The sequence below is a fragment of the Vibrio sp. 2-1-2a genome (assembly GCF_032648565.1).
GTDB lineage: Bacteria > Pseudomonadota > Gammaproteobacteria > Enterobacterales > Vibrionaceae > Vibrio > Vibrio diabolicus.
The window spans coordinates 105,621-123,253 of record NZ_WBOH01000008.1 but is presented as its reverse complement, the minus strand read 5'-3'; the positions used below and the strand labels follow the sequence as shown (position 1 = coordinate 123,253).

Annotated in this window: 15 protein-coding genes; 1 reads left to right on the top strand and 14 read right to left on the bottom strand. The window is 46.2% G+C overall.

Annotated elements, in window-relative coordinates; translation table 11 throughout:
* Nucleotides 1–129: 129 nt before the first annotated feature.
* The 6 genes from F7Y48_RS19445 to F7Y48_RS19420 form a co-directional block, all read right to left on the bottom strand.
* Entirely contained in the window at nucleotides 130–861 is a 732-nt protein-coding gene (locus F7Y48_RS19445) for a DUF3726 domain-containing protein (protein WP_104973781.1), read from the bottom strand.
* Complete coding sequence (locus F7Y48_RS19440) at nucleotides 858–2,594, bottom strand: hypothetical protein (protein ID WP_316685294.1); 1,737 nt, start codon at nucleotides 2,592–2,594, stop codon at nucleotides 858–860. Before F7Y48_RS19440 ends, F7Y48_RS19445 begins: the two co-directional genes overlap by 4 nt.
* A gap of 101 nt (nucleotides 2,595–2,695) precedes the next feature.
* Nucleotides 2,696–4,297, bottom strand: coding sequence for a BCCT family transporter (locus F7Y48_RS19435; RefSeq protein ID WP_005390956.1), 1,602 nt, complete (start codon nucleotides 4,295–4,297; stop codon nucleotides 2,696–2,698).
* Between the two features lie 109 nt (nucleotides 4,298–4,406).
* The gene (locus F7Y48_RS19430) at nucleotides 4,407–5,396 is read right to left on the bottom strand and encodes a membrane dipeptidase (protein WP_316685293.1); all 990 of its coding nucleotides are present in this window, start codon (nucleotides 5,394–5,396) and stop codon (nucleotides 4,407–4,409) included.
* A 69-nt stretch (nucleotides 5,397–5,465) separates the two neighbouring features.
* Nucleotides 5,466–6,926: an aldehyde dehydrogenase family protein gene (locus F7Y48_RS19425; RefSeq protein WP_316685292.1), complete on the bottom strand. Its 1,461-nt coding sequence runs from the start codon at nucleotides 6,924–6,926 to the stop codon at nucleotides 5,466–5,468.
* 72 nt (nucleotides 6,927–6,998) lie between these two features.
* Complete coding sequence (locus tag F7Y48_RS19420; protein WP_012842492.1) at nucleotides 6,999–7,397, bottom strand: RidA family protein; 399 nt, start codon at nucleotides 7,395–7,397, stop codon at nucleotides 6,999–7,001.
* 155 nt (nucleotides 7,398–7,552) lie between these two features.
* Between F7Y48_RS19420 and F7Y48_RS19415 the strand changes: the two genes are divergently transcribed.
* Nucleotides 7,553–8,443 (top strand): LysR family transcriptional regulator, encoded by an 891-nt coding sequence (locus F7Y48_RS19415; RefSeq protein WP_085343643.1) that lies wholly within the window; start codon nucleotides 7,553–7,555, stop codon nucleotides 8,441–8,443.
* A gap of 105 nt (nucleotides 8,444–8,548) precedes the next feature.
* Here the strand turns inward: F7Y48_RS19415 and F7Y48_RS19410 are convergent, their stop codons facing one another.
* The 8 genes from F7Y48_RS19410 to cyoA all read right to left on the bottom strand — a co-directional run bounded on the left by F7Y48_RS19410 (nucleotide 8,549) and on the right by cyoA (nucleotide 17,016).
* Nucleotides 8,549–9,934: an FAD-binding oxidoreductase gene (locus F7Y48_RS19410; RefSeq protein WP_316685291.1), complete on the bottom strand. Its 1,386-nt coding sequence runs from the start codon at nucleotides 9,932–9,934 to the stop codon at nucleotides 8,549–8,551.
* Between the two features lie 516 nt (nucleotides 9,935–10,450).
* Entirely contained in the window at nucleotides 10,451–11,554 is a 1,104-nt protein-coding gene (locus F7Y48_RS19405) for an NADH:flavin oxidoreductase (protein ID WP_316685290.1), read from the bottom strand.
* A gap of 217 nt (nucleotides 11,555–11,771) precedes the next feature.
* Nucleotides 11,772–12,185 (bottom strand): hypothetical protein, encoded by a 414-nt coding sequence (locus F7Y48_RS19400; protein ID WP_258640527.1) that lies wholly within the window; start codon nucleotides 12,183–12,185, stop codon nucleotides 11,772–11,774.
* A 123-nt stretch (nucleotides 12,186–12,308) separates the two neighbouring features.
* Nucleotides 12,309–13,229, bottom strand: coding sequence for a heme o synthase (gene cyoE / locus F7Y48_RS19395; RefSeq protein ID WP_031780178.1), 921 nt, complete (start codon nucleotides 13,227–13,229; stop codon nucleotides 12,309–12,311).
* Nucleotides 13,190–13,501 (bottom strand): cytochrome o ubiquinol oxidase subunit IV, encoded by a 312-nt coding sequence (cyoD, locus tag F7Y48_RS19390; protein WP_316685288.1) that lies wholly within the window; start codon nucleotides 13,499–13,501, stop codon nucleotides 13,190–13,192. The genes cyoE and cyoD overlap by 40 nt, the downstream gene beginning before the upstream one ends.
* A complete protein-coding gene (cyoC, locus tag F7Y48_RS19385; protein ID WP_164665711.1) occupies nucleotides 13,501–14,103 on the bottom strand; it encodes a cytochrome o ubiquinol oxidase subunit III in 603 nt (200 codons plus the stop codon). The genes cyoD and cyoC overlap by 1 nt, the downstream gene beginning before the upstream one ends.
* Nucleotides 14,093–16,129, bottom strand: a complete 2,037-nt coding sequence (gene cyoB / locus F7Y48_RS19380) for a cytochrome o ubiquinol oxidase subunit I (protein ID WP_005375781.1) — start codon at nucleotides 16,127–16,129, stop codon at nucleotides 14,093–14,095. The genes cyoC and cyoB overlap by 11 nt, the downstream gene beginning before the upstream one ends.
* 5 nt (nucleotides 16,130–16,134) lie before the next feature.
* On the bottom strand, nucleotides 16,135–17,016 hold the full coding sequence (cyoA, locus tag F7Y48_RS19375) for a ubiquinol oxidase subunit II (protein ID WP_005388604.1): 882 nt from the start codon (nucleotides 17,014–17,016) through the stop codon (nucleotides 16,135–16,137).
* Nucleotides 17,017–17,633: the final 617 nt, after the last annotated feature.

The following is a 17,633-nucleotide window of genomic DNA, read 5'->3' as shown; positions in this document are numbered from 1 at the left end:
CGCTCTACTTGGTATTTAACGATAATCATAGCCTTAGAACCTAAGAAGTGACCGAACATCGCGCACAAAAAAGGCCGCTAAACCGCAGCCTTCATCACTTGAAACTTGGAATCACTGTCCCTTCAGAGCTTAAACCACACCACCAGCGCCCTGCATGGAACGCTCACTGTTCTCCACCAGCAACGCGGTTGCGGTTTGTTTCAGTGTTTCCCACTCTTGGTCTTCGACAAAAATACCATTTTGCCAAGAGGCTTGTTGCGTGTTGCTTAACTCATCGCCTTCAATGTGAATGGTGTATCCTTGTGCGCTTTTCTCGATATCGAAATCGTTCACAGAGAGTTCGATAACCATACTATGCAAATCCGTATCATGCCCATCAAACTGATCCGAGAAAAAGACTTCTGGCGCGATTCGTCCACGATTTAACACATAAAGCGTTCGTTTTGGACTAGAGCCATTGACCCATTGTGCACGGCACGCAATGCCTTTTGCAGAGAGCTTCAACAACTCACTAAAACCTAGCCAACGGTTATGACACTGTTTCAACGTGATAGTAATCGACTTGCTGTTGATCATTTTCTCAAGTGCGAAATCCAACACTGCGGGTAAGTGGCACGCCACACTGCCATTGTGCAAATCCATCTCGATACTCGATGGCGTGCTGTTGGTCACCGATACGGCGCAGTCCGAATCTAACCCAAGAAACAGGCTGGCGTTATTAAAGTGACGCACCCCGTGCAAGCCAACCATTTGCAAGTCCGCCACCATGTTCGCAATGACATCCGCCTCACCACAGTGACGGCGCATGCCAAGAAATGCCTTATTAACCGCGGCCACCAATTCGTTGTGAGAGACGATCATAATGCAAATCCTCCGTTGATTTTTTGATTGTCACTTTGCGCAATTTCTTCTCGTTCCGGCATGCTTGGGAAAATCCATATGTCTGCCAGTTTAGGATCGTGAATTTCATCTAACAGCGGCGCGCCCTGGAAGAAAGTTACTCGAACCCAACGATCCGAGCGCGGATCAAACTTAGTCGCACCAAAGATCGCCAACTTACAGCGCAATAAGTGCATTGGCAGTGCATCTTGGCGCAGCACGTTCATTTGAATATCACCCATTGCTCGGTTACCTAACGTCCATACGCGACGTGTGATCGAACGGTAAGTTGGATTTTGCAACAGAAACTCTGCTACGGACATTTCTTCATCACAACCAAGCAAGGCGTGGTACAAGCGATTCACTTGTCTGCCGATATCAAGCGGCAGCTCTTTTTCTTCTCCTGCTTCCTCCCCACGAACACCAAGCCTTGGCTCTTCTTTGTCTTGCGAGCGATACCAGAACCAGTAGTTGTTCTCGGCTAGTGAGTAATCCGCATCAATCGCCCAGCGGTATTTGCTTTGCAACACTTCCAGTAAATCTTGGATCTTTTTCCCGCCCGGAATAGATAACGTTTCATCCGTATTCATTTGGCTAGCAAATTCATCCACTAAAGATGGGTAGAGTTCGATCAAGCAAGAGGTGAGGATTTCTTGGGCTTCCACACTCATTGTTTTCTTATGCTCGACCAAACTCGCCCAGTTCGGATGTGATGCCATTAACGTTGTTAGCTCCGATAGCAGTTGTTTTATATCTGCTATCGCTTGATGATTGAGCCTGTCTTGATGTTCATTGATGGTGATGACTTGCTCTAGATGGCGCTGTGCTTTTTGCAGTAATCCTTGCAATGGAGCATGGAATGAAGCTTCACACGGCATGGCAAAGACTCGCGCTACTGCACGCTCGCGAGAGGTCATCCATTGGTCAACGATGCACGGGTGATTAATCAAGTATGGAGCCATGCCTAAGCCAGTAGCATTGCCGACACCAAGGTAGCGCTGCAAGCCACGATGCAAAGCCACCGCGTTGTCGCCTCCTTGCTGAAGTGCTAGGTAGTGCACCCAATCCAGGCTGAATTCACGCAACATATATACGGCACACATTTGCGCACTAAAAGACTGGCTGAAATCTGGGTTATTCTCTAACAGTTTGAAATCGGCGATACCAAACTTTCCGTTACCATAAACAGCTGTGGTACGCAGGATATAACCCACTTCCGCCAGCTCTTTTGGCTCGGGCTGCTTGCCTTGAGAAAGAGCGCTAACAATGTGCTCAAACACGCGCACGCTTTTGTTTGCGCGAGCCAGAACAAGTACGTTGTTTGGATTACGTCCCGCTTCTTGCAGCGGTACATTTGCTCGCAATCTTTCCAACAAAGTAACATCAACATCGCCTTGAACCAGTGCGAATGTGACGTCCCACTTTTCAGCAATGACGCGGTCATTACGCTCGTCATCAGCAATTTCATCACAGAACACCACCAAATGATAAACGTGCTCTAGCGTGGTCAATTTGTAAATAACGTGACCATAACCACGCGGACAAAGTTGCCACTCATGCTTGGTTACTTGCCAATTTTGGCTTGCCATATTACGAATCAGGCTACGAACAAAGCTGATTCGGTTTTGGTGCATTGCGCCAAGCCTTTCGGCTGCCATGACAATCGCTGCGTCGCGCATAGTTGCTTCCGTATAAGTAGAACGATGTGCATCCATTTTGCTCACCACCTATTTGTTATTGTAAGAATACTAGGGTTTGTGCGGATGCAGGAGGAAAACACCCGCACAAGCTCCACGTTGTTTGAATTAGATAATTGTTATAGCCCTTGCTCTTTCGCCATTTTGATTGCGATTTGCGGTGCATTCCAAAGTGACGGCAACAGAATCAGCGAAACCGGAACCGCGGTAATCACAATGAAAGATTGCAGTGCAGAGATGCCGCCAGAGCCAAGCGAAATCAGGATCAGAGCTGTCACACCCATCATTACGCCCCAGAAGGTACGGATGATCGCATTCGGCTCCGTTTCACCACTGATCACGACACTGATGGTGTAGGTCATTGAGTCGCCCGTCGTGACGATGAAGATCGTGGTTAAAATCAGAAATAGAATTGAAGTCAGCATTGGCATTGGTAGTTGCTGAGTCACCGCAAGCAAAGCACCTGGCAAGTTAAAGCCTTCAAACGCCGCACTCACACTGCCCGGTTCAGCAATTTCAAACGCTAGGCCAGAGCCGCCAACAATCGTGAACCAAAAACAGGTGGTGAGCGGAGCCACAATGCTGATGGTGGAAATAACTTGGCGAATAGTGCGACCACGGGAAATACGCGCAATAAAGATTGCCATCATCGGACCATAACCAAGGAACCAGCCCCAGAAAAATACTGTCCACCAGCTTAGCCAACCTTCGTCACCGCGATAGGTCGCCATTGGGATAAAGTTATCCAGCATGCTCCCTACACCTTGAATGTATCCGTTAAAGATAAAATTCGTAGGGCCAAAAAACAGGATGTAAACCATCAATGCCATTGCCAGAATCACGTTGTAACGACTAAGTAGTTGCATGCCTCGGCTTAATCCACTGAGTGCAGACAAGGTGTAAAGCGCAATCGCAAACAAAATGATGATAAGCTGAGTCGTAAAGCCATCAGGAATATCAAACAGCGCATTTAACGCGTAGCTAACCTGCAAGCCTAGAAACCCAATTGGCCCGATGGTGCCCGCGGCTACCGCGATAATGCAGCACGCGTCAATCAATGCACCAAGTTGGCCTTTAAGTGCTCGTTCGCCCAACACAGGGTAAAGCAAAATACGGGGTTTTAGTGGTAAACCTTTGTCGTAATGCAGGTGCATCACCACGATGGAAGTTAAGCTACCTACAATCGCCCAAGCCAGAAAGCCCCAGTGCATAAAGGATTGCGACAACGCATTCACCGCACCTTGCTGCGGGTTATCTTGCGCGCCGTACAAAGGGGGTGGGCTAACATAGTGTGCGATAGGCTCAGCCGCGGCCCAGAAAACGCCACCACCAGCCAACAAGGTACAGAAAATAATCGCCATCCAGCGGAAAGAATCCATTTCTGGTTTAGCAATCCCGCCCAACATCACCTTGCCTGTTCGCCCTGCAGCCAAGCCAAGACCAATAAGAAAAGTGAGAAGCAGCAGTAACTGCCAGTAAGGACCAAACACCTGAACTGCCCAGCCAAAGCCGGCGTTAACGATCGTAGATAACAACTCGCCGTCATAAAGTGCAATAGCAACGAACAACGCGATAAAACCACCGCTATACCAAAAGGCCGGGTTATTCAGTCCCAATTTGTCCGTCGTGTTTTCTGTTGTTGATGTGTTGTGTGTTGCTTTTGACTTGCCCGATGACACGCTCATCGTGGAAGCTTTCATGCTATTGGTTAAATCAGACATACTCTGGCTCCAGAGGTTCTTTGCAGCTGCCAAAGACTGGCTACAAATGTGAGTTTTACGCCTGCCGTATTGTTGTTATGTAGGCAGGCGGTTCCTAATTTTGGGAGTACTATGAAATAGGCTCTAATCCTTCTTTGAGGAAGTTGAACCAGTTTTCACCCAATATTTTTCCTGCCTCAGATTCACTGAATCCGTGACGCATTAATCCGTTGTAGATGTTCTCCATCCCTGCACTGCCGCAGAACCATGGCAGCGCATCTGGCCATCCCGAGTTACTTGCCGAACCTTCGCCGTAATCCATCGCTTTTGACCAACGACCGTTGCGCATCCACTCCAACACTTGTTGCGGCTGGTTTAAGCACAAATCGCTACCGATACCTAAATGGTCAACGCCAAACATGTCTGCGGTTTTCGCAACCATCTGGCAGAAATCATCCAGCGTGCACTGGCTGCCATTTGGCAAATGGAACGGATATAAACTGAATCCAATCAAACCACCGCGCTCCGTCAGTGCTTTGATCACGGTGTTGGACTTGTTACGCAGTGCGTCATGCGCAAACGTCGGGTTGGCATGGCTGATACAAATTGGACGCGAAGAAAGATCGATGGCTTCCAACGTTGAACGCTCCGCGCTGTGGGACATATCAATGATCATCCCGACTCGGTTCATCTCTTCAATCACTTGCTTACCAAAGCGAGTTACGCCGGAATCGTTTTGTTCGTAACAACCTGTCGCCAGTAAGCTTTGGTTGTTGTAGGTCAGTTGCATGATCAGCAGACCTTGGCGGCGCATCACTTCAATCAAGCCAATTTCATCATCAATCGGTGAGCAATTTTGCGCGCCGAAGAAGATGCCGACTTTGCCTTCTGCTTTGGCTTTTTCTACATCTGCCATTGAATAAATAGGCATGATGAGGTCCGCATTTTGCTCGAAGCGCAAGTTCCACTCAGCAAAACGCGTTAAGGTTTCGCGCGCAGTTTCGTGGTAGACGATGGTGGCATGAACGGCGGTAATGCCACTCGCCTTAAGCGTTTGGAAATACTCTCGATCCCAATTGCAGTACTGCAATCCGTCAATCACAATCCGTTGTTGGTACATAACCACTCCTTAAACAATTTCTTAGCCTTTTAGTTCGGGTAACTGACACCATCAGCTACCCTGCTGTTCTTAGTAAGGGCGCTGATAAGCGGTTTTCACCACGGTGTAGAACTCTTTGGCGTACTGACCTTGCTCACGAGGACCAAAGCTAGATTCTTTACGGCCACCAAATGGGACGTGATAATCTGTACCCGCAGTTGGCAAGTTAACCATGACGCAGCCCGTTTGGACTTGCTGTTTGAAGATCGCGCTATTGCGCAGGCTTTGCGTAATAATGCCGCCTGTCAGGCCAAAGCGCGTATCGTTCGCGACTGCAATCGCCTCATCCAGATCAGAAACGCGAATCACGCTTGCCATTGGTGCAAAGACTTCTTCTTGATTCACTTCCCAGTTGTTTTGTGTGTTCAAGAACAGGGTTGGTGACATGTAGTAACCGTCATGCTCTAGGCTCAGACGCTCACCACCGAAAGCCAGCTCCGCGCCTGCTTGGCGTGCGTTTTCAATCCACTCAAAGTTCGCATTCAGCTGGTTACCATCAACAACAGGGCCCATAAATACGCCCTCTTCTAGTGCGTGACCCACTTTTAATTCGCTCATGCGTTTGATTAGCGCTTCAACATACGCGTCGTGAATTCCGTCCATAACCACAAGACGAGAAGACGCGGTACATTTTTGACCTGCACCTGAGAATGAGCCTGCGATTGTGGCTTCAACGGCAATTTGAATGTCTGCATCATCTGCCACTACGAGCGCATTTTTGCTGCCCATCTCTAGCTGACAACGCGCAAAGTTTGGTGCCGTTGCCGCCGCTACTTTACGGCCAGTGTCCACAGAACCAGTGAAGCTAACGCCGTTCACGTCTTTCGAATTGATAAGGGTATTACCTACTTGCGAACCGCTGCCCAAAACGAGGTTAAACGTGCCAGCAGGTAAACCTTGGCGATGGATAATCTCAGTCAGAGCAACGGCACTTGCTGGAGTTAGGTTGGCAGGCTTCCAGACGACACTGTTGCCAAACGCAAGTGCTGGCGCGATTTTCCAAGCCGCTGTTGCTGTTGGGAAGTTCCAAGGAGAGATAATGGCGATAACGCCGACGGCTTCGCGAGTAACTTCAACGGAGACACCTGGACGGACGGAAGCAGCGTTATCGCCAATTTGACGCAGTACCTCAGCAGCAAAGTATTGGAAGAATTGGCCAGCACGGTAAATCTCACCTCGACCTTCAGCAAATGGCTTACCTTCTTCACGCGACAGCAAAGTGCCCAATTCGTCACATCGTGCAATGAGCTCATCACCAATCGCTTGCAGCACTGCTTGTTTGCGCTCGATTGGTGTTTTTTCCCAATCTGGCTGCGCTGATTTAGCCGCTTGAATCGCTTGCTCTACTTGCGACACACTCGCTTGTGCGAAATCGCCAATGTTTTCGCTGATATCAGAAGGGTTAATATTGGCGATGGTTTCCATGCCAGATTGCCATTCACCTGCTATATAGAGGGATTTTTCTGCTTGAACATTGTTAATAAAAGTCATGGTTCTTTCCTTGTTCTTCCGATTTGTGATGGCAAGCCACCCACTCACTGATCTCAATTATTCTTGTTGGATTTATTCTGGTTGGCTTGCCGACGCGTAGACGACAAACTCCACCAACATTTCTTCTCGTGCTAACCCTGCAACCACCATGGCGGCGCGATTTGGGTACGGCGCTTCAAAATATTCCGCGTACACTTGGTTAACGGTTTTTAAGTATTCTCTGTCGGTCACGTAAATCAGGACCTGCAATACAGAGTCCAAAGACTCCCCGGCACACTCCAGGGTGTGAATGAGATTGTTAAAGGTTTGACGTGTTTGTGCTTCGATGCCGCCTTCCACAACCGCGCCTGTATCATCAATAGGAATTTGAGCCGTATACAGGGTTCCGTTGTTGACTATCGCCCATTCAAGCGGCGCTTTAGAAGCAAACAGACTGGTTTTTACTGGGTGTTTTTTAGTAGAAGTATTCACGTGCCTTTCAACCTTTGTAACAACTTTGTTTCAATACAGTTAAATGATGCACATTGACAGGCGATAAATCTAACGGTAATTTTTTTACATTTGATAAATAAAACTTATCACCTCATTGAGAATAACGTAAATAAAGGGATTAAGAGGCACTAGGGATGAGTATTAAGCTTCAACAATTAATGCATTTTGTGATGGTAGTCGAGGAAGGTGGGTTTCGAGCCGCTTCACATCGTGCAAATCGATCTCAGGCTGCGCTCTCCACGTCGATAAAAGAGCTAGAGAAAATGCTAGGACAAACGCTGTTTGAGCCCGGCAACAAAACCAAATTAACGCCTTTTGGTGAGATTTGTTTGCCCAAGGTGGTTCAGTTTCTCAATATCTACAGTGCGCTGGACAACGATCTCAAAGCTGCCGCGGCCGGACAGCAAGGGAGAGTGCGAATTGCGAGCGTTCCTTCTGTTGCAGCGAAACTCATCCCGAGCGTGTTGGCTGCCTTCTGCGAACAGTATCCAAATGTAGAAGTAAGCTTGATCGACGATAACGCGGCAGGTGTCGAGGCTCGCTTACTCTCTGGTGAAGTCGACTTGGCGCTCGGTAACCCCTCTCACCTTGATGAGGGCGGCATTGACTTTACACCGCTGTTGTCCGACCCCATTGGCGTGGTGTGTTTAAAAGATAACCTGATTGCCAATAAAACAGAGGGAATCGAGTGGCAAACTTTGCTCGAACAACCTTTTATTCGTAACGGCACCTGTACGCTTCTCGATCCAACCCCAGCCAGAGCACTGAGTGAGCAAGCGCTCTATTCGGTCGAGAATATCACTTCGCTGTTTTCTGTCTTAGAACTTGGGATTGGTGTCACGACCCTACCGAAGCTTGCTTTCCCAACCAATGAAACACGCTTGGTTTGGATCCCACTTATCGATCCACCGCTTGAAAGGCAAATTGGTATCTTTACGTTGACCGACCGCACGATCTCGCCTCAAGCAAAAGCGTTTCATGATTTGTGTGTACGTTATCTAAACTATCAAGATGAAGAGACGTAGTTCGAAGGTTTTAGCTAACAGTGGCTCCATTAGATTTTAGAGCCACTGTTATTTGATATTAAGTGACAGATCCGGTCATATGAAATGACGACGCTCTTATTGCACTTATTCTGGCTTGATATTCTGATTCATTCTGAACAAGTTATTTGGATCAAACTTCTTCTTCACTGCTTGTAAACGCGCAAAGGTTGGACCGTAGGCAGACTCTGTACGTTCAGCTTCGTCTTGTGTAAGGAAATTGATATACGCTCCGCCACTTGCATAGGGCTTAGTCTTGGCAAAAAATTCCCTTGCCCAGCTGATGCAAGCTTCATCATCTTCTGCTAAATCCCATCTTCCATGTACATTTAATACATAGTTTGCATCACGGCTAGAATAAGCCATAGACTCGGGCTCAGGTCTAGAGGCAGCGCAGCCAAGAGAGGCGATAAAAATCTCACACTGAGGCGATGGTAACTTACCTGCGTATTCTATCGCTGCATCAATCACACCTTCGCTTAGCGAGTTAAAATTGTGCGATTTCCAATAGTTACGTGCGCCCGGAGTAAGCAATGGATCAAACGCTTGCTGCCACGCCGCAAATGGCTGTACACCAACATGCTCACCATGTGCATCACCAAACTCTCTCAACGGTGCAATTAACTTCTCACCTTCAGCCGGGTCACCCGCATAACATATCGCGAGTACAACCACTTCTTTTCCGTGAACGCTTTCAGGTAAGAATGGGAGTGGCGGCGCTTTCCGACTCACCATCCAGACACTTAGATCATCAGGGGCCGACTCAGTGAATTTCGCAAACTGGGTGATAATGGATTTCGCTCGCTCAAATGGAAAGACAATGAGACCACTTAACACCTCTGGACCGACAGGATGTAGCTGGAATTCAAAACGCGTAACGATACCAAAGTTACCGCCGCCCCCACGTAACGCCCAGAACAAATCGGCATTTTCTGTCTCATTCGCGAGCAGTTGACGACCATCTGCAGTTACGACATTTGCAGAGACCAAGTTGTCTATCGTCATACCATATTTTCGGCTCAACCAACCAAAACCACCACCAAGCGTTAACCCCGCAATTCCCGTGGTTGAATTAATGCCGACAGGCGTTGCTAATCCATATTTTTGTGTGGCCTCATCGACATCAGCCAACGTACAGCCAGGTTCAACGAAAGCCCTTCTTTCGCTTTCATCCACTTGAACATGATTCAAAAGCGACAAGTCGATCATCACACCATGATCGCAAACCGCATTGCCCGCAATATTATGCCCGCCACCTCGGACCGAAAGTAGCTGATTGTTATCCCGAGCAAAGTTAACCGCCATCACGACATCATCGGCAGACTTGCAGCGAGCGATAACACCGGGACTGCGATCTATCATGCCATTCCAGATTTGACGAACTTCGTCGTACGTAGGATCTCCGGGCAAAACAACATCACCCTGAAATTGATTTTTGAAGTGTTCAATGGTTGCATTTTCTAGACTATTCATATTAGTTGCCTCTCACGTTTTACATGAGGCTTGCAAAGCACAATGCAACGACAAGCTAATACAAGTCCCTCACAATTAAACGTGACGTTTGAGTAGCTATTTTCAGAAAATAAACAAGGCCCCACAGTAACGATACCGTAGGGTCACAAATTCCCTTACTCTCTTGGGTTCGATAAAGCTGAAACACAGTTATAAAAATCAGATAGTTATCGCACCTCAAAACACATTCTGTATTCTTTACCCTGTGTGACACTCGCACCTAATTATTAATAAGTTCATTGTAAGTTTAGAATGCAATTTAGTTTCAGATATGAAACTTTGTCTTATAATTAATATTTTTAATAATTAATTATATTACCTTTATTTATCAATTAAATAGGATTATAAAAATATTTCGGACTGCGAATAGTGAATAGCCGTTAGAGGCAGTGATATTGAATTAAATTGAATAGCCTTCTTAGTGTCTTAGAAGACTATTGCGCTATTTATCAGTGACATACCGCCACTTAAGATGGGTTATTTACGACGATTTCGGTTCTTATACACCACGCAAAAGTTACCACGTTTGGTTCGGCATTTTGAGCAACGCTCGCAATCCACAGGCGCTCGATTACCCTCTTTCCAGCGCTTTATTAACTGAGGCTCAGCCAATAAAGGACGTGACACAGCGAAAAATTGGATATCTGTGTTTTCTGCAATTTTCTCAATCGCATCAATGTCACTCAATCCGCCGACAGTAATCACCGGGACGCTCACATCTTGACTGATCACATGTCCATATTCGTGAAAATAGCCTTCTTCTTGTAGTGTGTAACCATCGAACGTTTCACCAACAAGCTCGTTTGCTTTGCCGTGGATATTGCCAGACACGATGATCGCATCAACGCCCACTTCTTCGAGTTTCTTACAAACGACGCGAGTTTCATCGAACGTTAAACCGCCGTCAAAGAATTCTGTCGCGGTAAGCTTCACAAGGATTGGGAAAGTATTCCCAACCAGCTTTCTGGTTTTAGAAAAAATTTCTAAAAGGAAACGCATGCGATTTTCTAAGCTACCACCGTATTCGTCTTCGCGACGATTATAGTACGGGCTTAAAAACTGGTTAATTAAATAAGTGTGCGCCGCATGAATCTCTACGCCGTCAAAACCAGCGTCTTGAGCACGTTTACTCGCCAATGCGAATGCCTTTACGATGTAGTCGATTTCGTCTTTTGTCATCGCTTTGCCTTGCGTATTCGTGCCACGCTCAGGCACGTCACTCGGAGCGAAGATGACACGCTCACCGACGTTGTAGGTGGTTTTGGTTCCACCGTAAGCAATTTGCATTACGATTTTAGAATCGTGTTGGTGTACTAGCTCTGTTAGCTTTTTGTATTCTTCAATAAAAGAGTCGTTGTAGATCCCCATCATCCCAGCGTTGGGTTTCTCTTCTTCCACGATATTGGCATAACCAGTAACAATTAAACCCACTTCACCTTTCGCCAACTCTTCGTAAATATCGTAAAGCTTATCCGTCATGTGGCCATCTTCAGTCGCCATGTTCTCCCACGTTGCGCTGCGCACAAAACGGTTCTTTAGGGTCATGTTGCCAATGCGGGCTTCGGAAAACAAAATGCTCAAAACCAGTCCTCTTAATGTTGTCTTTATGGTTCTATCTTTTCCCAAGTAACCAAGAACAAAAAAGGAACAGCGATACACAACGTATGGCTGTTCCTTCTCTGAATCCGTGAGACCTGCAAACTACAGGCGCACCTTAATGCCTCGTGGGTGGCAAAACTTTAATCTGGATTAAGGTTTAGTGAGATAAGCTTGTAAGCAAAGCAACTCGGCCGATTTCTCAGTTTACCTTCACTCTACATTCTGGGGGTAAGATCTTCTCTTTTTCGAATGAGACTTCACAATCCACAAGAACGCTTCCTCCCCCATGTAGATAAAAGTAATCAAGCACGAAAAATACTTTATTATCACGCTCTCCATACTCTTCTACAAACACGCCAGCACTCTGGTTGAAATCCAGTTTTTCATTATCTAGAGAAATGGAGGAAACTCGAAATACATCATTTATTTCATAATCTGAACGATTAATTGTATCGACTTCAATCACTGGATTAATCTCCATGTTGTGGATAATAAGCCTAACAAGAGTACCTCCAATACGATAAGTTTCCACGGAGCTAACCGAGGACGGAACTTGGGCTAATACGCATGAAGACATTGCAACAATTGAAAGAAGAGTAAAACGACGAAACATGAACCACGACCATAGTAAAAAGGGATAATCATATTATCTCTTTTAGGCATGAATTCGAGTCTAGCAAAGCATGTAGCTCTCAGAATGGGAGCTACATGGAAGTGATATTAAAGAATTTCAAACTCAATAAATAAATGGCAACGGAATAAGCTCTAATCCTAGTACACCACTGATCCCCATCACCACTAGCAGTGAGACTTTAAACACCGACTTTGACCAAGCGATGTAGTTGCTGTCATCAATGCTGCGAAAAGTCACTTTCGTCCACATAAAGCAAACGACCGCCGCAACCGCTAAGTATTCATACCCAGCTTCACCAAGTAAAAATAACCCCAACGATACGGCCCCAAACGCCACGACATACGCTTTCATGTGTCGATGCGCTTTATGAATGCCCTCTTTAACTGGTAATACGGGAATCCCGGCTTCTCGGTAGTCTTGCATGCGGAACATGGCAATCGCGTACGAGTGCGGCATTTGCCAGAGACAGAACATGGTAAAGAGTAAAATCGCTTCCAAGCTAATAAAGTTTGTTACCGCTAAATAACCCACTAATGGCGGGACTGCACCTGAAATACTTCCCACTAAGGTTCCATACACCGAGTTACGTTTGTACCACATCGTGTAAAAGAACACGTAATACACGTAGCCAAGCAAAACGACGACAGCGGATAGTGGGTTCACTCGGATAAATAACAGTGCGGTTCCTACCAGCAATAAAGCAAGTGCATAAACAAACGCAATATCGATATTGATGTTGCCTTTCACTGTTTCACGATTTCGTGTACGTGCCATCTTTTGGTCGATATCACGATCGAAAATATTATTCACCACACAACCTGAAGCGATGACTAACCCCACACCAACTAACGTTGTAACGAACAACATTAGACTGGCTGGTTCTGTTTTTGCGGCGAGGAAGAACCCCGCCGCAACAGAAATCAGGTTGCCGAAAATAATGCCCGGTTTGGTGATAGACAAATAACTTTTCAGCATACCTTGGCCTACAACTTCATGTTGACGTTCATGTTGTAGATGATCCATACCGAGCCTGCGATAAGGATAAGTACAACAATGGCGGTAAACATCAGTGATACAAGGTTCCAACGTCCGTCGGATGTTTTTGTTTCCATGTGCAAGAAGTATTTGAAGTGAACAAATATCTGCGCTAATGCACATCCAAATAGAATCGCATAGGTTGTTGTATCTGGTAATGATTTCGTCCAAACAAAGTAGAACGGAATTACCGTCAGAATCAGTGAGGCAATGAAGCCTTTCACGTAATCTGACGCACTGGTTTCTGCATGTTGATCCATTACATTACCCCCAGTAAGTAAACGATGGTAAAGACACAAATCCAAACGATATCTAGAAAGTGCCAGAATAGGCTTAAGCAGTTAAAGCGCATTGCCATATTGTCGTTCAGACCTTTCGTCGACAGTTGATGGTACGCTACCGCTAACCAAATCAGACCAAAGGTTACGTGCAGGCCGTGCGTACCAACCAACGTAAAGAATGCCGATAGGAATGCACTTGTTTGTGGGCCATAGCCTTCTTCAATAAGGTGATGGAACTCATAGACCTCCATACAGATAAAACCAAGACCAAGTGCGAACGTTACTAACATCCAACGTTTGAGACCAGCAACGTTGTTGCGCTTCATCGCGATAATGCCAAAACCAAATGTGATACTGCTAAACAGCAGCAGCATGGTTTCGACAAACACGAATGGGAGTTCGAAAATGTCTTTACCTGTTGGGCCCGCAATTGAATTGCTCGACAGCACAGCGTATGTCGCGAACAAGGTCGCAAACAATACACAGTCGCTCATCAGGTAAACCCAAAAGCCAAATAGCTTGTTGCCATTCGTGTCATGGTGGTGATCATGGTCGTGATGTGCTGCGAGATTAGTTTGCATACGTCACCTCCAGATCATCTTTACTTTCGCTGTCTTTCACTGAGTTTTTCTTCGCTTCTTCAAGCTGAGCTCGACGCTCGGCCTCAATTGCTTTGATCTCTTCAACTTCCACGTAGTAATCCACGTCATCGTTGTAGCTGTGCTGAATACACGTCACGATAATACCGACCAAACTTGCTGCCGCTAGCCACCAGATGTACCAAATCATGCCGAAGCCAAATAGGAGCGACCAAGCCGACACGTAGATGCCTGTTGCCGTGTTTTTTGGCATATGAATACGTTCGTATTCCACTTCTTTAGTTGGATCGAACTCGCCACTTTGTTTCTGGTACCAGAAGGCATCCAGCACATCACCTTTTGGTAGGTGTGCAAAGTTGTAGAACGGCGGTGGAGACGATGTTGCCCACTCAAGAGTACGACCACCCCACGGATCACCAGTTAGGTCACGGTTTTGCTCGCGGTCACGGATACTCACGTAAATTTGGATGAACTGAGACAATACGCCCAGCGCGATCACAACCGTACCTGCTGCGGCAATCGATAACAGTGGGAAGTATTCAGGGTTGATGTCTTGGCTTAAACGACGAGTCATCCCCATAAAGCCCAGCGCGTAAAGCGGTAGGAACGCCATTAAGAAACCAATAATCCAAAGATAGAACGCGCGTTTGCCCCAAGTTTCATTCATTGTGAAACCTGTCGCTTTCGGGAACCAGTAAGTGATCGCAGCGAAACATCCAAACACCACACCACCGATGATAACGTTGTGGAAGTGAGCGATAAGGAATACTGAGTTATGCAGAACGAAATCTGCGCCCGGAACAGCCATTAGTACGCCCGTCATACCACCAACAGTAAAGGTGATCAGGAAGCCCACTGTCCACATCATTGGCGTCGTAAAGCGGATGCGGCCTTTGTACATGGTGAATAGCCAGTTGAAGATCTTCACCCCTGTTGGGATAGAAATAATCATCGTGGCAATACCGAAGAAGGCATTTACGTTCGCGCCAGATCCCATCGTAAAGAAGTGGTGTAGCCAAACGACAAACGCAAGAATCGTGATAACTACGGTAGCCCAAACTAGCGATGTGTAACCGAACAACTTTTTACGTGAGAAGGTTGCGGTGACCTCTGAGAACACACCAAAAATTGGCAAGATCAAAATGTACACTTCTGGATGGCCCCAAGCCCAAATCAGGTTGACGTACATCATTACGTTGCCGCCAAGATCATTGGTAAAGAAGTGCATGCCTAGGTATCTATCCAGCGTTAGCAGAGCGATAGTCACCGTTAGGATTGGGAATGAAATGATGATCAAAATGTTTGCACACAGAGACGCCCAAGTGAAAACTGGCATCTTCATCATTGGCATAGACGGTGTACGCATACGCAAAATGGTCGCGAAGAAGTTCACGCCTGTTAACGTCGTACCGACACCTGATATCTGCAGCGCCCAAATCCAATAGTCGACCCCGACTCCTGGGCTGGCCTCAATACCTGAAAGCGGCGGATACGCTAGCCAGCCGGTGCGACCAAATTCACCTAAGCCGAGAGACATGTTTGTTAGAATGACACCAACAACAAACAGCCAGAAGCTCAAGTTATTCAGATACGGGAAAGCTACGTCACGCGCACCAATCTGTAATGGCACGATGATGTTCATCAGACCAATAACCAATGGCATCGCTACGAAGAAGATCATGATCACGCCATGGGCAGTAAAAATTTGATCGTAGTGATGCGGTGGTAAGTAACCTGCTTCACCCGCAGAAGAAAGGAGTTGCTGACTACGCATCATGACTGCGTCAGCAAAACCACGAACAAGCATCACCATCGCTACTGCGATGTACATGAAGCCAAGTTTTTTATGGTCTACTGAAGTAAACCATTCATTCCACAAATATTGCCACTTTCCGGCTTTAGTTACCGCGTAAACTACGGCTAAACCAACCAGCGCCACAACCGCTAAGGTGATGACGATAATAGGTTCGTGGAATGGAACTGAATCAAGAGTTAATCTTCCAAACATTACGATTATCCTTGGTTTTCAGGCAAACAGTTCATTGAACCAGGATGCTGAGTCACAACGTCGGTGAACAAGAACGGAGGAACGCTAGAGAACAAAGTGACTGGCTCTGCGATACTTGGCGCTGCCAGTGAGCTGTATTGCTCCCAATCTTCAATACGATCAGGGCTCGCCTTCACTTTCTGCACCCAATTTAGGAACGCAGCACGATCAGACATTGCTGAAGCTGTGAACTTCATTTGCGAAAAGCCTTCGCCGCTGTAGTTCGATGCAAACCCCTTGTAGTCACCTTCGTGGTTCGCTATCAGGTTGAGCTTGGTAACCATGCCTGGCATCGCGTAGATCTGTGTACCTAAGCGAGGGATGAAAAACGCGTTCATGATGTTGTCCGAAGTCAGTTTGAACTGTACTGGCACGTCTTTCGGGAACGCCACATAGTTCACCGTCGCAATGTTTTCTTCTGGATAGATGAACAACCATTTCCAATCGAGTGACACCACTTCGATGGTCATTGGTTTAACATCACTTTCCAATGGTTTGGAGGGCTCTAGTTCATGAGTCGAACGCCATGTGATCGTCGCAAGAATCGCAATGATGATGATTGGAATTGTCCATACCACCACTTCGATTTTGGTCGAGTGTGACCACTCGGGAGCGTACTCTTCTTCAGTGTTAGAGGCGCGGTATCGGTAAGCGAAGTAAATCGTCATTAAAATCACAGGGATTACAACGATCAACATCAGCAAAAGAGCAGTAATAATTAGCTCTTTTTCCTGCACACCAATGGCACCTTTGGGGTCAAGTAAAGCTGAATTACATCCTGAGAGCATAAGTATGACGGACGCCAAACTTCCCCTCGACAAGATGCGTTTATATCTTGAGGCTTCCATTAACTTTCTCGATGGTTGTCTGGTTTCAAAACAAATGCCAATCACAGTAAATAAGAGCTCAGAAACAGCGCAGGGGAAATGTTTGATAAAAAGGCAAAAATTTTGATAAGTAGTTATTCTACTTACAAATTTTTCAGCGCCGTTATCAAGCATCTTAACCAGCTAGAATGAACAATTACTTGCTACGATTGGTATCAAGCTAAGAACCAGTTGTTATAGTCATTAGAATGTTTATGTGTTGAGCATGAGTAACGTCGGGATCAGAGCGAAACAAAACGGAATTGAGTGGAGATCAAAACCACACTATTAGTGTAAGTTTATTGTTACACTTTGAAACACGATGTTACATTTGGCGCATTATGAGGAGTAAAAAGTTAAAGCTCATTAGCCACAACTGGAAACTAACCTTCCATTAATGAAACCCACACACTTAAAATAGGAGATTAACCTCAACACGAATTTCACGTGCTTCACAGTTAATGTCTTTTGAAACAGACAGTTGCAAATTCATTTTGATGAGACTGACTATCAACTGCATTTACATAGATAGCTTGATTACGAAGGGGAAATTAAAAGTGGAAAATTGTGATCAATGTCAAACTAATGATTTCACTTAG